The sequence below is a fragment of the Pseudomonas sp. MPR-R2A5 genome (assembly GCF_058793055.1).
Window position 1 is genome coordinate 1 of the sequence record NZ_JBXAFK010000076.1, and the last position, 20,648, is coordinate 20,648.

Sequence of the window (20,648 nt, forward strand, 5' to 3'; positions counted from 1 at the left end):
GTCCAAGCCTCAAATGTGTAAACGATGTCCCCGGTTTCAGATGTAAACGATGTCTACGGTTCTACACCCCGATGAGGCCATCCCAGTCAACACAAGGCTTATCGCTTGGGCAGATACGCCGGCAAATAAAGCCCGACATAGGCATCGAACACCCGCATCCCTTCCTCCGCCATGCGCGGCGTGATCAACCCATGCTGATGCACCGAGCGCGCATACACCCGGTCACTCAGTTCCAGTGCCAGGGCAAACACGTCCACATCCTTAGGCAGGCTCGGCACCTCGAAGTGACGATTGAACACCTCCAGCATCAAGTCGCCCAGTTCCAGATCATGCTGGCGATCCGCCTGGGTCACTTCGGTCAGCCCATGCTGCGCCAGGATCAGTTGGCGGGCGGCGGCGTCTTGGTCGTAGATGGTGAGCATGCGTTGCTCGACGATGCAGGACAGGTCACGCCAGTGCTTGAGTGAGCCATGCTCGATGGGCGCCTGGATTGCTGCCCGGAAGGCGGCGTGGACGTCCGCCGTCAGTGCCTCGAGCAGCGCTGGCACACTGGCAAAAAAGTGATACACCGACGACGGTGGAATCTGCGCACGCTCGGCCACGCTGTAGATCGACAAACTGGCCACGCCTTCGGCGGCCAGCAAGGTACGGGCGGCATCAAGGATCGCGTCGATCCGGGCCTGGCTGCGGGCGCGGGGTTTGCGAGGGGCGGCGGGGCGGGGTGGCATGGAAGTCTCCTACAAGGCAGCGGGCATTGTATGAGCAGGAACCGGTGTTGTCTGCCAAGGCGCCATCGGGAGCAAACCCCCTCCCACAGTTGACTGAGTTCCAACCTTGAAATGCAGTCAAGTGTGGGAGGGGGGCTTGCTCCCGATGAAGCCGACTCGGTCAACCGGAAGAAACCCATAAAAAAACGCCACAGACCAAAGGTCGGAGGCGTTTTTCAGTACAACCACTGCTTACACGGTATGCAGGTACCAGTTGTACTCAAGGTCGGAGATGGAGTGTTCGAACTCTTCCAGCTCACTTTCCTTACAGGCGACGAAGATATCGATGTATTTAGGATCGATGTACTTGGCCATCACCTCGCTGTCGTCCAACTCGCGCAAGGCATCGCGCAGGTTGTTCGGCAGGCTTTGCTCGTTCTGCTCGTAGCTGTTGCCTTCCACGGGAGCGCCCGGTTCGATCTTGTTGGTCAGGCCGTGGTGCACGCCTGCCAGGACCGAAGCCATCAGCAGGTAGGGGTTGGCATCGGCGCCGGCCACGCGGTGTTCGATACGCACTGCATCGGACGAGCCGGTCGGTACGCGAATCGCCACAGTACGGTTATCCAGGCCCCAGCACGGCGAGTTCGGCACGTAGAACTGTGCGCCGAAACGACGGTAGGAGTTGACGTTAGGGCACAGGAACGCCATTTGGGCGGGTAGGGTCTCGAGCACACCGCCGATCGCGTGACGCAATGCGGCGTTCTGCTCGGGATCCTCGCTGGCAAAGATGTTCTTGCCGTCCTTGTCCAGGATCGAAATGTGTACGTGCAAACCGTTGCCTGCCTGGCCTGGGTAAGGCTTGGCCATGAAGGTGGTGTCCATCTCATGGTCGTAGGCGATGTTCTTGATCAGGCGCTTGAGCAGTACCGCGTAGTCGCAAGCCTTGATCGGGTCGGCCACGTGGTGCAGGTTCACTTCGAACTGCGCCGGGGCACTTTCCTTGACAATGGCGTCGGCCGGGATGCCTTGTTCCTTTGCACCTTCCAGGATGTCCTGGAGGCAGTCGACGTATTCGTCGAGGTCGTCGATCAGGTAGACCTGTGTCGAGTGCGGGCGTTTGCCGGAGATCGGCGAGCGGGGCGGTTGCGGGCGGCCGTTCACGTTCTCCTGGTCGATCAGGTAGAACTCAAGCTCGAAGGCAGCACAGATGGTCAGGCCGAGGTCATCAAATTTGCTTACAACTTGGCGGAGCACTTCGCGCGGATCGGCGAAGAAAGGTTCACCTTCAAGTTCGTGCATGGTCATCAGCAGTTGCGCGGTAGGGCGCTTTTGCCAGGGTTCATTGCACAGGGTGTCAGGGATCGGATAACAGATTCGGTCAGCATCACCGATATCCAGGCCCAGGCCGGTGCTTTCCACCGTAGAGCCATTGATATCCAGGGCAAATAGAGAGGCAGGCAGGTTAATGCCCTTCTCGTAAACCTTGTGGAGGCTGGTGCGTTCGATGCGCTTACCGCGCACCACACCATTCATATCCGCAATTAGAAGGTCTACGTACAGAACCTCAGGATGATCCTTAAGGAACGCGTTCGCTTCGTTAAGCTGAACGGCACGCGGGGGTACCGACATGATGCAACACCTTTGTTGTTAAAAATATCAATCATTGATCTTTTCTGGTTTCAGTCAACCCGAACGGCATGCCGAAGTCAAGCGAGGCCTTTTTTGCCCTAAAAAAGCGCCTTGAGGGCTTTTTTGAGGCTTTTTGGGGCTGTTTTTTCGGTTTGACCGCCGTGGGACCAGCAGGCTTGAGCGGGCCGTGTTGTATTTTTTACGGGGGTGTTGTGTAAAAAAATGAACAAGGCTAAGCTCGATTCAAACCCATAACAGCAATAATACCGGGGTGTTTCATGTGTCTCCTGCCGCCACTTGGCGTCTTGGCCTGCTCCATACAGGCTTTGTCATCCGTTCATCCGTCCTGTGTGAACACCCGCGCCCCGGCCAATATTCTTGACGCTTCGGCGGACCTCTTCTATGCCTCTGCGCTTCCCTCGAATTTACCCCTGAACGGCTCCCGTGCAAGGTGCTGCTCATGATTCTGCACGACTTTGGCCTGAGGAATGCAACGCTGCAGCAAATGGCAGGTAAGCTCCTACTCTGAACGAAAAAAACGACGCGGATGCTGCGTCAACCAACGCCTGGCCTTTAATGGATGCCAGGAAACCCAGCCCAGAGGCATTTATGAGTAACAACCTCGACCAGCTCACCGATTGGTTGAAAGACCACAAGATCACAGAAGTCGAATGCATGATTGGCGACCTCACCGGCATCACCCGGGGCAAGATCTCGCCGACCAACAAGTTCATCGCCGAAAAAGGCATGCGCCTGCCCGAGAGTGTGCTGTTGCAGACCGTGACCGGCGACTACGTCGAAGACGACATCTATTACGAATTGCTCGACCCGGCCGACATCGACATGATCTGCCGCCCCGACCAGAACGCGGTATTCCTGGTGCCTTGGGCCATCGAGCCGACCGCCCAGGTGATCCACGACACCTACGACAAGCAAGGCAACCCGATCGAGCTGTCGCCGCGCAACGTGCTCAAGAAAGTCCTCAAGCTCTACGCCGACAAAGGCTGGCAGCCCATCGTGGCGCCTGAGATGGAGTTCTACCTGACCAAGCGCTGCGAAGACCCGGATTTCCCGCTGCAGCCGCCGATTGGTCGTTCCGGTCGCCCGGAAACCGGCCGCCAGTCCTTCTCCATAGAAGCCGCCAACGAATTCGACCCGTTGTTCGAAGACGTCTACGACTGGTGCGAGTTGCAGGAGCTGGACCTCGACACCCTGATCCACGAAGACGGCACGGCGCAGATGGAAATCAACTTCCGTCACGGCGATGCCCTGTCCCTGGCCGACCAGATCCTCGTGTTCAAGCGCACCATGCGGGAAGCCGCGCTCAAGCACGACGTGGCCGCCACCTTCATGGCCAAGCCGATGACCGGCGAGCCTGGCAGCGCGATGCACCTGCACCAGAGCATCATCGACATCGCCACCGGCAAGAACGTCTTCTCCAACGAAGACGGGACCATGAGCCAGCTGTTCCTCAACCACATTGGCGGCTTGCAGAAATTCATCCCCGAATTGCTGCCGCTGTTTGCCCCCAACGTGAACTCGTTCCGCCGCTTCCTGCCCGACACCTCGGCGCCGGTCAACGTGGAATGGGGCGAAGAAAACCGCACCGTCGGCCTGCGCGTACCGGATGCCGGCCCGCAAAACCGCCGTGTGGAAAACCGCCTGCCGGGGGCCGACGCCAACCCGTACCTGGCGATTGCCGCCAGCCTGCTGTGTGGCTACATCGGCATGGTCGAAGGCCATAACCCGAGCGCACCAGTGGTTGGTCGTGGCTACGAACGGCGCAACCTGCGCCTGCCGTTGACCATCGAAGACGCCCTGGAACGCATGGAAAACAGCAAGACCATCGAGAAATACCTGGGTCATAAATTCATCACAGGCTACGTCGCGGTCAAGCGGGCCGAGCATGAAAACTTCAAGCGCGTGATCAGTTCGTGGGAGCGGGAATTCCTGCTCTTCGCCGTCTGATGCGCCGGGCGTGCCGTGGGAACGGCGCGCCCTCACCTGAAAAGTCTAGGAGATTGGTATGTCCAGCAACAACCCGCAAACCCGTGAATGGCAAGCCTTGAGCAGTGAGCACCACCTGGCACCGTTCAGCGACTTCAAGCAATTGAAAGAGAAAGGCCCGCGGATCATCACCAAAGCCCACGGCGTTTACCTGTGGGACAGCGAAGGTAACAAGATCCTCGACGGCATGGCCGGCCTGTGGTGCGTGGCGATCGGCTACGGTCGCGATGAACTGGCCGACGCCGCCGCCAAGCAGATGAAAGAACTGCCGTACTACAACCTGTTCTTCCAGACCGCACACCCGCCGGTACTCGAATTGGCCAAGGCCATTTCCGACATCGCGCCTGCTGGCATGAACCACGTGTTCTTCACCGGTTCCGGCTCCGAAGGCAACGACACCATGTTGCGTATGGTCCGCCACTACTGGGCGATCAAGGGCCAACCGAACAAGAAAACCATCATCAGCCGCAAGAATGGCTACCACGGCTCCACCGTGGCTGGCGCCAGCCTGGGCGGCATGACTTATATGCATGAACAGGGCGATTTGCCGATCCCGGGCATCGTCCATATCGCCCAGCCCTATTGGTTCGGCGAAGGCGGTGACATGAGCCCCGAAGAGTTCGGGGTGTGGGCTGCCAACCAGCTGGAAGAGAAGATCCTGGAGCTGGGTGTGGACAACGTCGGGGCCTTTATTGCCGAGCCGATCCAGGGCGCCGGTGGCGTGATCGTACCGCCCGCGACCTACTGGCCGCGCATCAAGGAAATTCTCGCCAAGTACGACATCCTGTTTGTCGCCGATGAAGTGATCTGTGGTTTCGGCCGTACCGGTGAGTGGTTCGGTAGTGATTTCTACGACCTCAAGCCCGACATGATGACCATCGCCAAGGGCCTGACCTCGGGCTACATCCCGATGGGCGGCCTGATCGTGCGTGACGATGTGGTTGCCGTGCTGAATGAAGGCGGCGATTTCAACCACGGCTTCACCTATTCCGGTCACCCGGTGGCAGCGGCGGTTGCGTTGGAAAACATCCGCATCATGCGCGATGAAAAAATCGTTAACCGCGTTCACGACGAAACGGCACCGTATTTGCAGAAACGTCTGAGGGAGCTGGCTGACCACCCGTTGGTGGGTGAAGTACGCGGTGTCGGCATGCTCGGTGCAATTGAACTGGTCCAGGACAAAGCGACGCGCAAGCGTTACGAAGGCCGTGGCGTTGGCATGATCTGCCGCACCTTCTGCTTCGAGAATGGCCTGATCATGCGCGCCGTGGGCGACACCATGATCATTTCGCCGCCACTGGTGATCAGCAAGGCTGAAATTGATGAGCTGGTAACCAAGGCTCGGCATTGCCTGGACCTGACTTTGGCGGCATTGCAGGGCTAAGTGCTAGGCTCAGTGCGCGGTGGCTTTGCCGCTGCGTCTGGGCAGCTATAAATATGCATGTATAAATCGAGGGCTTTGGTTGAAAGCCGGCCCTCTAAGTTGCCAGACTGTCGCCCTGTTTTGTTGCCCTTTGTGGGCCGCGAAACACACACAAGCTTGTGGCCCAAAAAAGAAAAATTGGAGCATCACCAAATGAAGGCATTAGGTTTGAAGAACGCGGGCAAGACCCTCCTCGCCTTGTCCCTGATGGGCGCAATGGCAGGCGCGGCCCAGGCAGACGATAAAGTGCTGCACGTCTATAACTGGTCCGACTACATCGCTCCGGACACCATCGCCAACTTTGAAAAAGAGTCGGGCATTAAAGTGGTGTACGACGTTTTCGACAGTAACGAGACCCTGGAAGCCAAGTTGCTGGCAGGCAAGTCCGGCTACGACATCGTCGTACCGTCGAACAACTTCCTTGCCAAGCAGATCAAGGCTGGGGTCTACCAGGAGCTGGACAAGTCCAAATTGTCCAACTACGGCAACCTGAACAAAGCCCTGCTCAAAGCCGTGTCGGTCAGCGACCCGGACAACAAGCACGCATTCCCGTACATGTGGGGCTCGATCGGTATCGGCTACAACCCGGAGAAGGTCAAGGCTGCGCTGGGCGTGGACAAGATCGATTCGTGGGACACCCTGCTCAAGCCGGAAAACATCGCCAAGCTGAAAAGCTGCGGCGTGAGCTTCCTCGATTCGCCAACCGAAATGCTGCCAGTGGCGCTGCATTACCTGGGCCTGCCGACCGACACCCAGAAAAAAGAAGACCTGAAGAAAGCTGAAGATCTGTTCCTCAAGATCCGTCCTTCGATTGGCTACTTCCACTCGTCCAAATACATCTCCGACCTGGCCAACGGCAACATCTGCGTGGCCGTGGGCTACTCGGGTGACATCCAGCAGGCCAAGTCCCGCGCGGCTGAAGCCGGTGGCAAGGTCAAGGTCGCCTACGACATTCCGAAAGAAGGCGCTGGTAGCTTCTACGACATGGTCGCCATCCCTAAAGATGCCGAAAACGTCGACGCTGCCTACAAGTTCCTGAACTACCTGCTCAAGCCGGAAGTCATGGCGAGCATTACCAACAGCGTCCGTTTCCCGAACGGTAACGAAAAAGCCACCGCACTGGTCGATAAAGACATCACCAGCGACCCGGGCATCTACCCGCCGGCGGAGGTGCAGGCCAAGCTCTACGCCATTGCTGACTTGCCGGCGGCAACCCAGCGTGAAATGACACGCAGCTGGACCAAGATCAAGTCGGGCAAATAAGCGAGGAAACCTGTAGCAGCGAGCTTGCTCGCGAAAATCGTCAACGATAACGCAGCGCCTCTGGTCGCCCGCGTTGCCTGTGAGTTCTTCGCGAGCAAGCTCGCTCCTACAAAGAGCGGCAACCGTACAGTAATTAAATGACAGAAAGTTTTGCCGGATCGGTTTATCGAGGGTAAGTTGCGCGCCGGTTTTGTTGCCGGGCAACAACTTTGGGCCCAACTATTTAAGAGGACCTCCACTTGCCATTTTCTTTATTTCGCAAAGCCTTGCTGGTGGGTGCAGGTATCACGCTGGCTGTCAGCGTGCAGGCCGCATCGACCGTGCATGTTTATAACTGGTCGGACTACATCGGGCCCGACACCCTGGCCAACTTTGAAAAAGCCAGCGGCATCAAGCCGGTGTATGACGTGTTTGACTCCAATGAAACCCTGGAAGGCAAGTTGCTCGCCGGGCGCACGGGTTACGACGTGGTCGTGCCGTCCAACCACTTCCTCGGCAAGCAGATCAAGGCCGGAGCATTCCAGAAGCTCGACAAGTCGTTGCTGACGAACTACGCCAACCTTGATCCTGCGTTGCTCAAGCGCCTGGAAAAGAACGACCCGGGTAACCAGTACGCTGTACCGTACCTGTGGGGCACCAACGGCATTGGCTACAACGTCGATAAAGTGAAGGAAGTACTGGGTGTCGACCATATCGACTCGTGGGCCGTGCTGTTCGAACCGGAAAACATGAAGAAGCTGGCGTCCTGCGGCGTGTCCTTTATGGACTCGGCGGATGAAATGCTGCCGGCAGTACTCAACTACATGGGCCTCAACCCCAACAGTACCAACCCGGACGACTACAAGCAGGCCGAAGAAAAACTACTGAAAGTGCGTCCCTACGTGACCTACTTCCACTCCTCCAAATACATCTCCGACCTGGCCAACGGCAATATCTGCGTGGCTGCCGGGTTCTCCGGTGATGTGTTCCAGGCCAAGGCCCGGGCGGCCGAAGCGGGTAAAGGCGTGAACATCGCCTACGCGATTCCGAAAGAAGGCGGCAACCTGTGGTTTGACGTGCTGGCGATTCCCAAGGATGCCACCAACGTCAAGGAAGCCCACGCCTTTATCAACTATTTGCTGCAACCTGAGGTGATCGCTCAGGTCAGTGATCACGTCGGTTATGCCAACCCTAACCCAGGGGCGGACAAACTGATGGAGCAATCGATACGCACCGACGCAGCGGTTTACCCACCGCAGGCGGTTCTCGACCGGACATTCGTCAACTTCGAGCTACCCCCGAAGGTGCAGCGTTTAATGACCCGTAGCTGGACCAAGGTCAAGACGGGCAAGTAAGGCTCTAACTATCCAAGGTTCGCCCACCTCGGGCGAACCGCACTCTTTTTTTTGGGAGTTTCGTAAATGGCAGTTGCCTCCGGCGCCTATAAGAAAGCCCTCGAGGGCGACCAGACACCGAAAAAGGTGCTGGTCAAAATCGACCGGGTCACGAAGAAGTTCGACGAGACGATTGCCGTGGACGATGTGTCCCTGGAAATCAAGAAAGGTGAGATATTCGCCTTGCTCGGCGGTTCGGGTTCGGGCAAATCCACCTTGCTGCGCATGCTCGCAGGCTTTGAGCGCCCCACCGAAGGTCGCATCTACCTCGACGGCGTGGACATCACTGATATGCCGCCCTACGAGCGGCCGATCAACATGATGTTCCAGTCCTACGCCTTGTTCCCGCACATGACCGTGGCGCAGAACATCGCGTTCGGCCTGCAGCAGGACAAGATCCCCAAGGCCGAAGTGGATGCGCGCGTGGCCGAGATGCTCAAGCTGGTACAGATGAGCCAGTTCGCCAAGCGCAAGCCGCACCAGTTGTCGGGCGGCCAGCGTCAGCGCGTGGCCCTGGCCCGTTCCCTGGCCAAGCGCCCGAAACTGCTGCTGCTCGATGAGCCGATGGGCGCACTCGACAAGAAACTGCGTTCGCAGATGCAACTGGAACTGGTGGAAATCATCGAGCGTGTCGGCGTGACCTGCGTCATGGTGACCCACGATCAGGAAGAGGCCATGACCATGGCCGAGCGCATCGCAATCATGCACCTGGGCTGGATCGCCCAGATCGGCAGCCCGGTCGACATCTACGAGACCCCCACCAGCCGCCTGGTGTGCGAATTCATCGGCAACGTCAACATCTTCGACACCCAGGTGGTGGACGACGCCGAAGGCCACGCGGTACTCAAGTGCCCGGACCTGGACCGCGACATCTACGTGGGCTACGGCATCGCCACAGCGGTCGAAGACAAGTCGGTGACCTACGCCATCCGCCCGGAAAAACTGCTGGTGACCACCGAAATGCCGACCTGCGAGCACAACTGGTCCAGCGGCAAGGTGCACGATATCGCCTACCTGGGTGGCCACTCGGTGTTCTACGTCGAGCTGCCGAGCGGCAAGCTGGTGCAGTCCTTCGTTGCCAACGCAGAGCGCCGTGGCCAGCGTCCGACCTGGGGTGACCAGGTGTACGTATGGTGGGAAGACGACAGCGGCGTGGTACTTCGCTCATGAATATGAAAAAGTTCAAGCGCCAGCTGCAACGAATAACCCCCGGTGGCCGGCATGTGGTCATCGGGATCCCTTTCCTCTGGCTGTTCCTGTTCTTCATGCTGCCGTTCTTCATCGTCCTGAAGATCAGCTTTGCCGAAGCCGACGTGGCGATCCCGCCATACACCGAGATCTACACCTTCGTAGAGCAGAAGTTGCAGTTGGTGCTGAACCTGGCCAACTACGCGATGCTCGGCGATGACGAGTTGTACATCGCCGCGTACCTGGGCTCGCTGAAGATGGCGTTTTTCAGCACCATCCTCTGCCTGGTGATCGGCTACCCGATGGCCTATGCGATTGCCAGTGCGCGCAAGGAGATGCAGACCGTACTGGTGCTGCTGATCATGATGCCGACCTGGACCGCGATCCTGATCCGCGTGTATGCGTGGATGGGCATTCTCAGCAACAACGGCTTGCTCAATGGCTTCCTGATGTCCATGGGCCTGATCAACGAACCGTTGCAGATCCTCAACACCAACATCGCGGTGTATATCGGCGTGGTCTATTCGTACCTGCCGTTCATGATCCTGCCGCTGTACGCCAACCTGGTGAAGCATGACCAGAGCCTGTTGGAAGCCGCGTCAGACCTCGGGTCGAGCACGTTCAACAGCTTCTGGAAGATCACCGTGCCGCTGTCCAAGAACGGCATCATCGCCGGCTGCATGCTGGTCTTCATTCCGGTAGTGGGCGAGTTCGTGATCCCGGAACTGCTTGGCGGCCCGGAAACCCTGATGATCGGTAAAGTGTTGTGGCAAGAATTCTTCAACAACCGTGACTGGCCGGTGGCCTCTGCCCTGGCGGTGGTGATGCTGGCGATCCTGATCGTGCCGATCATCCTGTTTAACCGCAGCCAAGCCAAAGAGATGGAGGGCAAGATATGAAGCGCGTCAGTTTCTCAAGCTTCATGCTGGTGGCGGGGTTGTTGTTCATCTACCTGCCGATGCTGATTCTGGTGATCTACTCGTTCAACGAATCCAAGCTGGTGACAGTGTGGGGCGGTTGGTCGATCAAGTGGTACGTGGGCCTGCTGGACAACACCCAGTTGATGGGCTCGGTGGCGCGCTCCCTGGAAATCGCCTGCTACACGGCGGTGGCGGCGGTGGCGCTGGGCACCTTGGCCGCGTTCGTCTTGACGCGCATCAGTCAGTTCAAAGGCCGTACGCTGTTCGGCGGCCTGGTGACTGCACCGTTGGTGATGCCGGAAGTGATCACCGGTCTGTCGCTGTTGCTGCTGTTCGTGGCGATGGCGCAGATGATCGGCTGGCCCCAGGAGCGTGGCATTGTCACCATCTGGATCGCCCACACCACGTTCTGCGCGGCCTATGTGGCGGTGGTGGTGTCGGCGCGCCTGCGTGAACTGGACCTGTCGATCGAAGAAGCGGCGATGGACCTGGGGGCGCGGCCGTGGAAGGTGTTCTTCCTGATCACCATCCCGATGATCGCGCCGTCGTTGGCGGCCGGTGGGATGATGTCGTTCGCGCTGTCCCTGGATGACCTGGTACTGGCCAGCTTCGTGTCGGGCCCGGGTTCGACCACCTTGCCGATGGAAGTGTTCTCGGCAGTGCGCCTGGGGGTTAAACCCGAGATCAACGCCGTGGCCAGCCTGATTCTGCTGGCGGTATCGCTGGTGACCTTCCTGGTGTGGTTCTTCAGCCGGCGTGCCGAAGAAATGCGCAAGAAGGCGATCCAGCAGGCGATCGAAGAAGCAGCGGCGGATGGCTGGCAGCAGCCGGATGTGCGTCGGGCGCCAGCGCCGGTCTAAAAGCCTGCGCGGTCAAAATGTGGGAGGGGGCAAGTCGAAACGTCGCACCGCCCCTCCCACAGTTGATTGCATTTCAACTCCGCTACGCCAACCACGGCGACTGGCGAATCACCTCGACAAAATTCATCGGCTTGAACCCCGGCTCCTGGTCCACCAGCACATCGGTCTTCACGTTGCCAAACGTGGTCTGCGGACGATGGCGCAAGCCGTCGGCGAAGGCGCAGATGATGCATTCCTTGAACCCTTCACCACGTGGATGCGCATGCACCACGGCTTCGCGCTGCACGCTGGGAAAGGCGGCGTAGTCCATGCCCAGCACGTCCATTTCCACGCCAGCCGTCACCAGCGCCACGGTCGGGCGCAGATGCTGTGGCACACCCGGTGTGGTGTGCAGGGCGATGGACAGCCACACCTGTTCGATATCGTCGTCGCTCAGTCCGTAGGGCTTGAGAAAATCCGCCGCTGCGTTGGCACCGTCTACTTCGAAACGCTCGTTGTCACTGCGATGGCCTTCCACCAGGCCCAGGTCATGGAACATCGCACCGACGTACAGCAACTCGGGGTTGTAGGCCAGTTGCCTGCGCTCACCGCTCAAGGCGCCGAACAGGAATACCCGGCGGGAGTGGTGGTAGAGCAGGTCGGATTCAATGTCGCGGATGTACTCGGTGGTGGCCTTGGCCAGGGCGCTGTCCGGGATCTTGATGCCGGCGATGGTGGTGCTCATGGTGGTTCTCCTCTGGAAAGCATCCAGTCTGGCCGCGCGCCCGTGAAGCGGCCATGGTGACGAGGGGGCGATCCCGGCCAATCTGCCGTCACATCGTGCCAAGGGGAAATCGACTAGGGTGTAGCGGGCGATATCACTCTCGAAGCCTGCGAAAATCAAAATGTGAGAGGGGGCTTGCCCTAATGCCGTTCAGTTAAGCGTACATCGCCTTCTGTAGGAGCGAGCTTGCTCGCGAAAAACGTCAACGATAACGCGTGTTTCCTGAGTGAACGCGGCGCCTGTGAGTTCTTCGCGAGCAAGCTCGCTCCTACAAAAAAGCCTTAACTGAACGGCATTAGGGCTTGCCCCCGATAGCTGAGCACCAGGCACTGCATCTGCTGACTGATACAACGCCATCGGGAGCAAGCTCCCTCCCACAGGGTTTGCATTTTATTCCGCTAGAAAAAGGTGTCTGTGAGCATGCACAAGACCGTCGCCATCCTGATCTTCCCCGGCGTCCAGTCACTGGATGTGACCGGCCCCCTGGATGTGTTCTGCGAAGCCAACCGCTTTCTGCCGCCCCAGGATCACTACCAGATGGAGGTCATCGGGCTGGGCCACGGCACGCTGGCTGCCTCCAACGGTTTGTCATTGCAGGCCCACCGGCACTACAGCGGAGCCCTGCAAGCCTATGACCTGCTGCTGGTCCCCGGTGGCCCGCAATTGCCCTTCGAGGAATTTGGCGCCCCGTTCGATGATTGGCTGCGTGGTGCAACCGCCCGGGCGCGGCGCTTCGGTTCAATCTGCAACGGCGCCTTCACGCTGGCGCGCGCCGGGCTACTGGATGGAAAAACCGTCACGACGCATTGGAATGATGCGGCAGGCCTGGCGCGTTTGTGCCCCCGCGCCCAGGTCGAAGCTGACCGCCTCTACGTGCAAGACGGCAACCTCTACACCTCGGCTGGCGTCACGGCGGGTATCGACCTCTCGCTGTACCTGTTGGCCCAGGACCATGGCCCGGAGGTGGCGCTGAGCGTGGCCAAGCGCCTGGTGGTGTTCACCCAGCGCTCGGGCGGGCAGTCACAGTTCAGCCCGTTCCTCACGCCCCATGCCGAAACCACCTCGGCGGTAGCGCTGGTGCAGGTGTACGTCTTGGCGAACCTGACCGGTGACTTGACCATCGCCGACCTGGCCAAGGCCGCGAATATGAGTGCGCGTAATTTCTCTCGGGTGTTCACCCGTGAAGCGCGGATAACGCCTGCGGAGTTTGTCGAGCGGGCGCGGGTGGATGCGGCGCGGATGATGCTCGAAAGCAGTCCCGCGCCGCTCAAGACCGTGGCCTATCAGTGCGGTTTTCGCGATGCGCAGCACATGCGCAGCGTGTTCAATCGCCGCCTGGGCGTGACGCCGCAACAGTTCCGGCGCAACTTTGCGGCGCCGCTCTAAACGGAACACACCGTGGGAAGGGCTGTATTAAACGACGGCATTTTTTGTGGCGTACATCGCCTTCTGTAGGAGCGAGGGGGACGCCTAGTTCTTGCTCGCGAAGAACTCACAGGCGCCGCGTTGATTCAGGAAACACGCGTTATCGTTGACGTTTTTCGCGAGCAAGCTCGCTCCTACAAAGGGCAAGCCCGCTTGCCACAGGGGGCCAGTTTGCTGGGCGACGGCGCTTTTAGCGGGACCTCCCACAGGTTTGATCGCGTTTCAGGCCGTTATCGAGCGAGCAATAGCTTCAGCGTACCGCGCGTATTGGCCGTGACTTCCTCATCACTGAAATGCGCCTGCTCGTAACCCCCTTCGATATAGGTTTCCGCTTGATCGCTGTAGTGCTTGTCGAACGGCACGCCGCTTTGCCCCACCGGGTTGATGGTCAGGGCGTGGGCCGGGTCAGCGAAGTCGATCAGGCGGCGGGTCGATGGGCCGTAGGTCACTGGCCATGGCGCCGGGCCGATGGCGGCCGACTGGTTGTTCGGCACTTCGTGGGTGCCGGGCGCCGGGAAGGGGCCGACGTTGACGATCAAGTCCAATGGCTTTTGCGAGCCCAGTGGATGGCTGTGGGTCAGGGTATGGGCCTTGCCCCACTGCCACTGAGTCGGGTCATCGCCGAAGGTGGTCTTGAGGTGCGCCAGGCTGTTGTCCCAGGCCAGTTTGACGAGGTCGGCGCGCTTGTCGTCCCACCAGGGTGAATCCGCCGATGCGGCCAGGCGTGGCAAGGCGGCGTCGATCACGCGGGTGCCGAGCAGGGTCTTGAACATGCCGTCGCCCAGTTTCGGGTGGAAGGTGGCATCGGCCAGGTTGAACAGGAACTGGTTGAACAGCGTGGCGCTGGTGGAGTCCAGCGGGTAGTCGCCTTTCCAGCTGGCAAGCTGTTCCACCAGCTTCAATTGCGCCGGGTCCTTGACCACCTCGCGCAGCACCGGCAGCAGCGGCGCCAGCAGGCGCGGGCCGTAGGCGGTGGTGGTGCCCAGTTGCAAGGCCTGGCTGTTGTTCACATCCCACTTCACGCTCTTGTCGCTCAACTGCGCGTTCAACTGTTGGCCCCGGTCGGCCAGGTTGTAATAACCGGGGATCTCCATGCCCGTGGGCGATACCGGCTGGGCGTTGGCCGACACCACGTAGCCACGCGCGGGGTTTTCTTCCTGGGGGTTGGCGCTGAAGGGGTAGAAACCCAGCTTGTCGGCCTGGGCGCTGCTACCGTCGAGGATAAACCCGGCGTTGACACCGGCCGGGCGGATCGGCAACTGTGCCGCCGCCCACCAGCCGATATCGCCCTTGGCATTGGCCCACACGATATTCAGCCCCGGCGCGGAAACCTTGGATGCAGCCGCGCGCGCCTTGGCCAGGGTGTCGGCGCGGTTGAGCTGGTAGAAACCTTCGAGGATCGGGTTCTCGGTGTCGAGGAACGCCCACCACATGGCAATCGGCGTCTTGCCGGCATTGTCGCCAAGCACGTCATTGATGATCGGGCCATGGGGCGACTGGCGCAGGGTGACCGTGACCGGTGCCTGGCCTTTCACCGCGATCTGTTGCTCGCTGCTGGTCATGTCGACCCACTGGTCGTGGTACCAGACCTGGTTGGAATTGTCCGGGTTGACCTTCTCGGCGATCAGGTCGAGGTCATCATTCTGGAACATGGTCAGGCTCCAGCCGAAGTCCAGGTTGTGCCCCAGGAACGCCACCGGTACCAGCGCGTTGTGATAGCCGTACAGTTCGAAGCCCGGCGCCGACAACTGCGCCTCGTACCACACCGACGGCACCGAGAAGCGGATATGCGGGTCACCGGCCAGCAACGGCTTGCCGCTTTTGGTGCGGTTGCCACTGATGGCCCAGGCGTTGCTGCCTTCGAACTGCGGCAAGCCGTTGTCGGCCAAGGCTTGCTCGCTCAAAGAGGCGATGGCGCCAAGGGTTTGCCAATCGCCGGCGGCCAGGTTGAGTGCGCCCTTGGGTTGCCAGTCGAGGTCGAACACTTTCAGGTAATCGCTGCCCAACTGGTCACGTACATAGGTCAGCAAGGGCTCTGTACGAAACGCGGCGGCAAAGCTGTAGGCCAGGTAGCCGGCGACGCTGATGGTGTCTTCGGCGGTGAACCGGCGCTTGGGAATGCCCAGCACATCGAACTCCATCGGGCTGGCGTGGCTGTCCTGATACGCGTTGATCCCGTCCAAATAGGCTTGCAGGGCCTTCCACGACGCAGACTCGCGGTCCATATGCTCCACATAGCTCAGGGCGCGCTCACGAATGCGCAGGCTGCGAAACAGCTTGTCGGTCTCCAGCAGCTTGGGCCCCAGCACCTCGGCCAGCTCGCCACGGGCCAGGCGCCGCATGATTTCCATCTGGAACAGCCGGTCCTGGGCCTGCACATAGCCCAGGGCGCGGTACAGGTCGGTCTCGTTCTCGGCGCGGATATGCGGCACGCCACGGTCGTCGTAGCGCACGGTGACCGAGCCTTGCAGGTGCGCCAGCTCAACCGTGCCCTGGCGGGTGGGCAGTTTGCTGTAGACGTACCCGCCGGCGCCGAGAGCGATCAGCACCACCAGAACCGCGAGAGCCTGCAAGACGCGCTTCATGAACATTCCTTAGCAAGAGAGGGGGAGTGGGCTACGAACCTGTTGGCCACGAACAATAGCAGCCCACCGCCAGGGTGTGAGTGGCATTCACTGCGCGTCCATCTTCAAGAGCCTTGAGGATCGGCTCGATAAAGCTGTTGCTGGAATTGCACGTCAGCCCTTCGCTATAAGGCCCGAAATACGCAAGCTTGCCCGTGCGATCCCAGATCCCCACGGCGGGGACGGCGGGTATCTGGTCGGCACCGGGCAGGGCGGTGAGGATTTTCATTTGGCGCAGGTTATCGGGCAATTGGCCGTGGCTGCCGGTTTTTTGCAGGGCGTAGAATTCGACGCCCTGGGGCGCGTAGTGCTCGATCAGCTCGGCCAGGTGTTGCTGGTTGCCGACGTTGCACGGGCAGGCCGGGTCCCAGAAGTGCACCAGGCGGATGTTGCCGGGGCCGGCAAGGTCGGCGGGCAGGCGCAGGGCGTCGCCGGAAAAGACCGCCGTATGTTCGCTGAAGGCGCGCAGGTAGCGGCCTTGGAACCAATCATAGGCGGCCCATAGCACGCCGACGCAGAGGATCAGGAGCAGGCTGGCGAATAAGGCACTGCGGTAGGGCTGTCGCATTCAGATCTATCCTCGAAGGTCGCGTAGCTTGCCATGCTTGCCCTGACAGATGAATATCGCAGCTCGATATTCATCTGCGCAGTGCGTGAAGCCTCAAGTCTGGAACCTCCTATGCCCGTCACCTTTGACCCCGATCATCTGCGCGAAAGCTTGCGACCCCTGGTGGATGCGCAGCCGCTCAGCGCCGAGGCGCGGGTCTACCAGCGTTTCTACGGCCTGGACCTGGCCGCACGCAAAGTGCCGGCAGTGAGCCGGCTGGGACGTTTCGAGGTCGATGGGTTCCAGGTGGTGGCCCAGGTATGGTGGCCGCCCGCACCGGTGGCGACGATGTTCATGTTCCACGGCTTCTACGACCACATGGGGCTGTATCGCCACGTGGTGGACTGGGCGCTGGACCAGGGCTTTGTGGTGATCGCCTGCGATTTGCCAGGCCATGGCTTGTCCAGCGGCGCGCGTGCCAGCATCGATGATTTTGCGGTGTATCAGGACGTGGTGCAGGCACTGTTCGCTCAAGCCCAAGCGCTGCAATTGCCGCAGCCCTGGCACTTGTTCGGGCAAAGCACCGGCGGCGCGGTGGTGGTCGACCACCTGCTCAGCCGCGGGGCCGACAGCCCGGCCCAAGGCAAGACCTTCCTGCTGTCTCCGCTGGTACGGCCGCGTGCGTGGGGGTGGTCGCAGGTCAGCTATTACCTGTTGCGCCCGTTCGTCAAAGGCATCGCCCGGCGTTTCAGCGAGAACACCAACGACCCGCAGTTCAAGCCGTTCCTGGAGGCCGACCCGCTTCAGCCGCGCCAGCTGCCAACCGCCTGGGTGGGGGCGCTGGCGCGCTGGATCAAACGCATCGAAGCCGCACCGCGCAGCCCACGGCGGCCGGTGATTGTGCAGGGAGAGGAAGACATGACCGTGGATTGGCAGCACAACTTGCAGGTACTGCGGGGCAAGTTCGACCAGCCCGAGGTGTTGATGCTGCCGCGTGGCCGGCATCACCTGGCCAATGAGATTCCGGAGATTCGTGAAGAGTACTTCCGGTATTTGACAGACCATTTGAAATAACGCAATCCAAATGTGGGGGGGGCTTGCCCCCGATAGCGGTGCATCAGTCAGCTTATCTGTAGCTGACCCACTGCCATCGGGGGCAAGCCCTAATGCCGTTCAGTTAAGCGTACATCGCCTTCTGTAGGAGCGAGCTTGCTCGCGAAAAACGTCAACGATAACGCGTGTTTCCTGAGTGAACGCGGCGCCTGTGAGTTCTTCGCGAGCAAGCTCGCTCCTACAAAAAAGCCTTAACTGAACGGCATTAGGGCAAGCCCCCTCCCACATTTTCTACTGCGTCAGGCTTGAAGTGCTTTGGCCGACCGCCAGCCCCGCACGAACCGCTGCCAGCGCCGCCCGGTAATACGCCTTACCCTCCGGCGACTCCGCAAACGTCGCGAATTCTTCCAACTCCGGGTCAGACAAATCTCGATAGACGTACAGCAGTGTGTTGTTCAGGTCATTGCCGATCTGTTGCATCAAGCGCTCGCGTTGCCCATCCAGCATGCCCTGGGCTTGGTCGCCGCCCAACAGGCCGGGAATCATCTGGCTCAAGCTGTCGGCCGCCACGCCGGCGATTGCCAGGCTGACTTCCGCACCGGCTTCACGGGCGGGCAGGGCTTGGGCCAAGTGGCCGATGATCAGGCTGCGGGTGGCGTCGGCTTCGACATGCGGCAGGCCCTGGGCATTTTTAGCCAACTGGTCGCGGCGGGTGGCGAGCAATTCGGCGGCGACGATCTTGCGGCCCAGCGGCGATTGGAAGAACGCCAGGGCCGGCTTGGGGTCCGCCAGGTGCTGGCGCAACTGCGCTTCGGCACGCTGGTCCATGGCCTGGGCGGCGAAGCGCCTGTTGCTGTTGTCCACCAGCGCCTGGTACACCGCCGGCGGCAGGCTGTTGCGGTAGCGTTGCTGGGCTGCACTGAGGGCATCATTGAAATGCGCACGTTGTTCGGCCCAGCCGGCGACCTTGTACAACTGGTCATGGCCGTCTGCCCAGGCGGGCAAAACGCAGAACATCAGCAAGGAAAAAAACAAACGACGCATATGGACTCCTGTCAGTCGGCCACTATTGTCCGTGTCGGGCGTAGGATTTGTCGAGAAGTCCTATCAGTCACCTGACTAAAGTGCATTCAGACGCTCGGCGGCTCTGTCGGATTCATAGGCGTATGGATACTATGCGCGCCATGCAAATACCCTTTGATCACCCGCTGCTGCAACGCATCGTCGACGACCTGGCCGAGAAAGGCTGGTCGCAGCAGAACGCCTTCCTGTCCCAGGCTCTGACCCTGGAACTGGCGGCTGAGTGCCGTAAACGTGCGGCCGAAGGTGAGCTGTCGCCGGCGGCGGTGGGGCGCGGGCCGGCCCAGGAAATTCGTGAGGGTATTCGCGGCGACCATATCCAGTGGCTGGAAGAGGGCGACGCGGCGGTCTGTGGCGACTATATGGCGTTGATGGACAGCCTGCGCCTGGCGATGAACCGCAACCTGTTCCTGGGCCTGGAGGATTTCGAAAGCCACTTCGCGATGTACCCGCCAGGGGCCTTCTACCTCAAGCACCTGGACCGGTTTCGCGATGATGATCGGCGCACGGTGTCGGCGGTGATCTACTTGAACGACGCCTGGCTGCCCGAGCATGGCGGCCAGTTGCGCATGTACCTCAAGGACGGCGTCGAATACGACGTGGTGCCCACCGGCGGTTGCCTGGTGGTGTTCCTGTCGGGCGAGGTACCCCACGAAGTTTTGCCTGCTACGCGTGAGCGCCTGTCCCTGACGGGCTGGTTTCGCCGGCGGGGCAATGAGCCGTTTTGAGCATGCAAAAGATTCTTGTCAGCCGCTGCCTGCTCGGGCACAAGGTGCGTTACGACGGCGGGGCCAGCGGGCCGTTTGACCAGTTGGCCGCATGGCAGGCCGAGGGGCGTGTGGTTGCGATCTGCCCGGAAGTGTCGGGTGGTTTGCCAACGCCACGACCTGCCGCCGAGATCCCAGGCGGGCAGGGTGTGGATGTGTGGGAGGGGCGCGCCCAGGTGCTGACGGCCGAGGGCGAAGATTTCAGCGCCGCCTTTCTCGACGGCGCCCGCCAGGCCTTGGCGCTGGTGCAACGCCACGCTATTCGCATCGCCGTGCTCAAGGCCAACAGCCCGTCGTGTGGCAACCTGCTCACTTATGACGGCACCTTTACCGGCGTGAAAGTGAAGGGCGAGGGCGTAACCGCGGCGCTGCTCAAACGCCACGGCGTGCAGGTGTTCAGTGAGCTGGAGTTGCCTGAGGCTGCGCAGGCACTGGCGCAGCTGTAGTCGGTGCTTCTGCGTCAAACCACTTCTGCGACAGCGCCTTTAACCGGCCATCCTCCTTCACCCGTTTCAGCGCGCCGTCAAGGCTCGTCTTGAACGCGGGGTTACCCTTTTGGAATGGGATCACCAAATCGGGCTTCTCGCGATAAACCTCACTGAAATCGAACTGATCCTCAAGGTCGGCAGTCTTAGCGATATGGTTAATGGCCACGTCGTACTTGCCGGTTGCCACCCCTGGCAGCAAGTCGGCGTCATCGGTGGTGATGAACGAGGAGCGTACGTCCATTTCCTTTGCCAGCAGTTCACCCAGTTCCACTTCAAAACCGGTGAGTTTGTCGCCGTCCTTGAAGTTGAACGGTGGCGTATTGGCTTCAAGGGCGATGCGCAGTTCGCCACGATCGAACACATCATCGACCAGTTCGGCGTGAGCCAGGGGGCTCAGAAGGGGAAGCAGCAGTAACAGGCCAGGCGAAAAGCGCATGGTCACTCCTAGAGAATTTTTATGTGCGAGGCGCCGTTCAGCATCGCTTTGCTATGGTGTTGAGTGCCTTGGACAGCAATTTGTCGCGAAGTTGT

General features: G+C 60.3%; 18 protein-coding genes. 11 read left to right on the forward strand and 7 right to left on the reverse strand.

The genetic code is table 11. The annotated features are described in order from the left end of the window. Window positions 1–98 precede the first annotated feature (98 nt). Together AC1Q6I_RS32885 and AC1Q6I_RS32890 are read right to left on the reverse strand one after the other, a co-directional pair. Window positions 99–728 carry a TetR/AcrR family transcriptional regulator gene (locus AC1Q6I_RS32885; RefSeq protein ID WP_024077977.1) on the reverse strand — a complete coding sequence of 210 codons (630 nt, stop codon included), beginning with the start codon at window positions 726–728 and terminating at the stop codon, window positions 99–101. 231 nt (window positions 729–959) lie between these two features. After that, entirely contained in the window at window positions 960–2,336 is a 1,377-nt protein-coding gene (locus AC1Q6I_RS32890; protein WP_003213894.1) for a glutamine synthetase family protein, read from the reverse strand. Window positions 2,337–2,945: 609 nt separating this feature from the next. Here AC1Q6I_RS32890 and AC1Q6I_RS32895 point away from each other — a divergent pair. The 7 genes from AC1Q6I_RS32895 (at window position 2,946) to AC1Q6I_RS32925 (ending at window position 11,370) form a co-directional block, all read left to right on the forward strand. Beyond that, window positions 2,946–4,304 (forward strand): glutamine synthetase family protein, encoded by a 1,359-nt coding sequence (locus AC1Q6I_RS32895; RefSeq protein ID WP_017845082.1) that lies wholly within the window; start codon window positions 2,946–2,948, stop codon window positions 4,302–4,304. A gap of 58 nt (window positions 4,305–4,362) precedes the next feature. Continuing rightward, window positions 4,363–5,727 (forward strand): aspartate aminotransferase family protein, encoded by a 1,365-nt coding sequence (locus AC1Q6I_RS32900; protein ID WP_024077976.1) that lies wholly within the window; start codon window positions 4,363–4,365, stop codon window positions 5,725–5,727. A 207-nt stretch (window positions 5,728–5,934) separates the two neighbouring features. Then, window positions 5,935–7,029: a polyamine ABC transporter substrate-binding protein gene (locus AC1Q6I_RS32905; protein ID WP_041161317.1), complete on the forward strand. Its 1,095-nt coding sequence runs from the start codon at window positions 5,935–5,937 to the stop codon at window positions 7,027–7,029. Window positions 7,030–7,268: 239 nt separating this feature from the next. Beyond that, complete coding sequence (locus AC1Q6I_RS32910) at window positions 7,269–8,363, forward strand: polyamine ABC transporter substrate-binding protein (RefSeq protein WP_102625704.1); 1,095 nt, start codon at window positions 7,269–7,271, stop codon at window positions 8,361–8,363. A gap of 66 nt (window positions 8,364–8,429) precedes the next feature. Then, window positions 8,430–9,572 (forward strand): ABC transporter ATP-binding protein, encoded by a 1,143-nt coding sequence (locus AC1Q6I_RS32915; RefSeq protein ID WP_024077973.1) that lies wholly within the window; start codon window positions 8,430–8,432, stop codon window positions 9,570–9,572. Next, entirely contained in the window at window positions 9,569–10,489 is a 921-nt protein-coding gene (locus AC1Q6I_RS32920; RefSeq protein ID WP_024077972.1) for an ABC transporter permease subunit, read from the forward strand. The genes AC1Q6I_RS32915 and AC1Q6I_RS32920 overlap by 4 nt, the downstream gene beginning before the upstream one ends. After that, on the forward strand, window positions 10,486–11,370 hold the full coding sequence (locus AC1Q6I_RS32925; RefSeq protein WP_024077971.1) for an ABC transporter permease subunit: 885 nt from the start codon (window positions 10,486–10,488) through the stop codon (window positions 11,368–11,370). The genes AC1Q6I_RS32920 and AC1Q6I_RS32925 overlap by 4 nt, the downstream gene beginning before the upstream one ends. 82 nt (window positions 11,371–11,452) lie before the next feature. On the opposite strand, the gene AC1Q6I_RS32930 is transcribed toward AC1Q6I_RS32925, so the two are convergent. Next, window positions 11,453–12,094 (reverse strand): HD domain-containing protein, encoded by a 642-nt coding sequence (locus AC1Q6I_RS32930; protein WP_024077970.1) that lies wholly within the window; start codon window positions 12,092–12,094, stop codon window positions 11,453–11,455. 459 nt (window positions 12,095–12,553) lie between these two features. On the opposite strand from AC1Q6I_RS32930, the gene AC1Q6I_RS32935 reads away from it, so the two are divergent. Next, window positions 12,554–13,519 (forward strand): GlxA family transcriptional regulator, encoded by a 966-nt coding sequence (locus tag AC1Q6I_RS32935; protein WP_102625493.1) that lies wholly within the window; start codon window positions 12,554–12,556, stop codon window positions 13,517–13,519. Window positions 13,520–13,788: 269 nt separating this feature from the next. Here the strand turns inward: AC1Q6I_RS32935 and AC1Q6I_RS32940 are convergent, their stop codons facing one another. Next, on the reverse strand, window positions 13,789–16,143 hold the full coding sequence (locus tag AC1Q6I_RS32940) for a penicillin acylase family protein (RefSeq protein WP_102625494.1): 2,355 nt from the start codon (window positions 16,141–16,143) through the stop codon (window positions 13,789–13,791). 31 nt (window positions 16,144–16,174) lie between these two features. Further along, on the reverse strand, window positions 16,175–16,750 hold the full coding sequence (locus AC1Q6I_RS32945) for a DUF6436 domain-containing protein (RefSeq protein WP_102625495.1): 576 nt from the start codon (window positions 16,748–16,750) through the stop codon (window positions 16,175–16,177). Between the two features lie 111 nt (window positions 16,751–16,861). On the opposite strand from AC1Q6I_RS32945, the gene bipL reads away from it, so the two are divergent. Next, window positions 16,862–17,803 (forward strand): phospholipase BipL, encoded by a 942-nt coding sequence (gene bipL, locus AC1Q6I_RS32950; protein WP_024077966.1) that lies wholly within the window; start codon window positions 16,862–16,864, stop codon window positions 17,801–17,803. 270 nt (window positions 17,804–18,073) lie between these two features. On the opposite strand, the gene AC1Q6I_RS32955 is transcribed toward bipL, so the two are convergent. Next, a complete protein-coding gene (locus AC1Q6I_RS32955; protein ID WP_024077965.1) occupies window positions 18,074–18,826 on the reverse strand; it encodes a DUF2059 domain-containing protein in 753 nt (250 codons plus the stop codon). Window positions 18,827–18,957: 131 nt separating this feature from the next. Here AC1Q6I_RS32955 and AC1Q6I_RS32960 point away from each other — a divergent pair, with 131 nt between their 5' ends. Next, a complete protein-coding gene (locus tag AC1Q6I_RS32960; protein ID WP_024077964.1) occupies window positions 18,958–19,590 on the forward strand; it encodes a 2OG-Fe(II) oxygenase in 633 nt (210 codons plus the stop codon). A 2-nt stretch (window positions 19,591–19,592) separates the two neighbouring features. Further along, the gene (locus AC1Q6I_RS32965) at window positions 19,593–20,075 is read left to right on the forward strand and encodes a 2-thiouracil desulfurase family protein (RefSeq protein ID WP_024077963.1); all 483 of its coding nucleotides are present in this window, start codon (window positions 19,593–19,595) and stop codon (window positions 20,073–20,075) included. On the opposite strand, the gene AC1Q6I_RS32970 is transcribed toward AC1Q6I_RS32965, so the two are convergent. Beyond that, window positions 20,026–20,553 carry a transporter substrate-binding domain-containing protein gene (locus AC1Q6I_RS32970; protein WP_024077962.1) on the reverse strand — a complete coding sequence of 176 codons (528 nt, stop codon included), beginning with the start codon at window positions 20,551–20,553 and terminating at the stop codon, window positions 20,026–20,028. The two genes, AC1Q6I_RS32965 and AC1Q6I_RS32970, sit on opposite strands and share 50 nt — an antisense overlap. Between the last annotated feature and the right edge of the window lie 95 nt (window positions 20,554–20,648).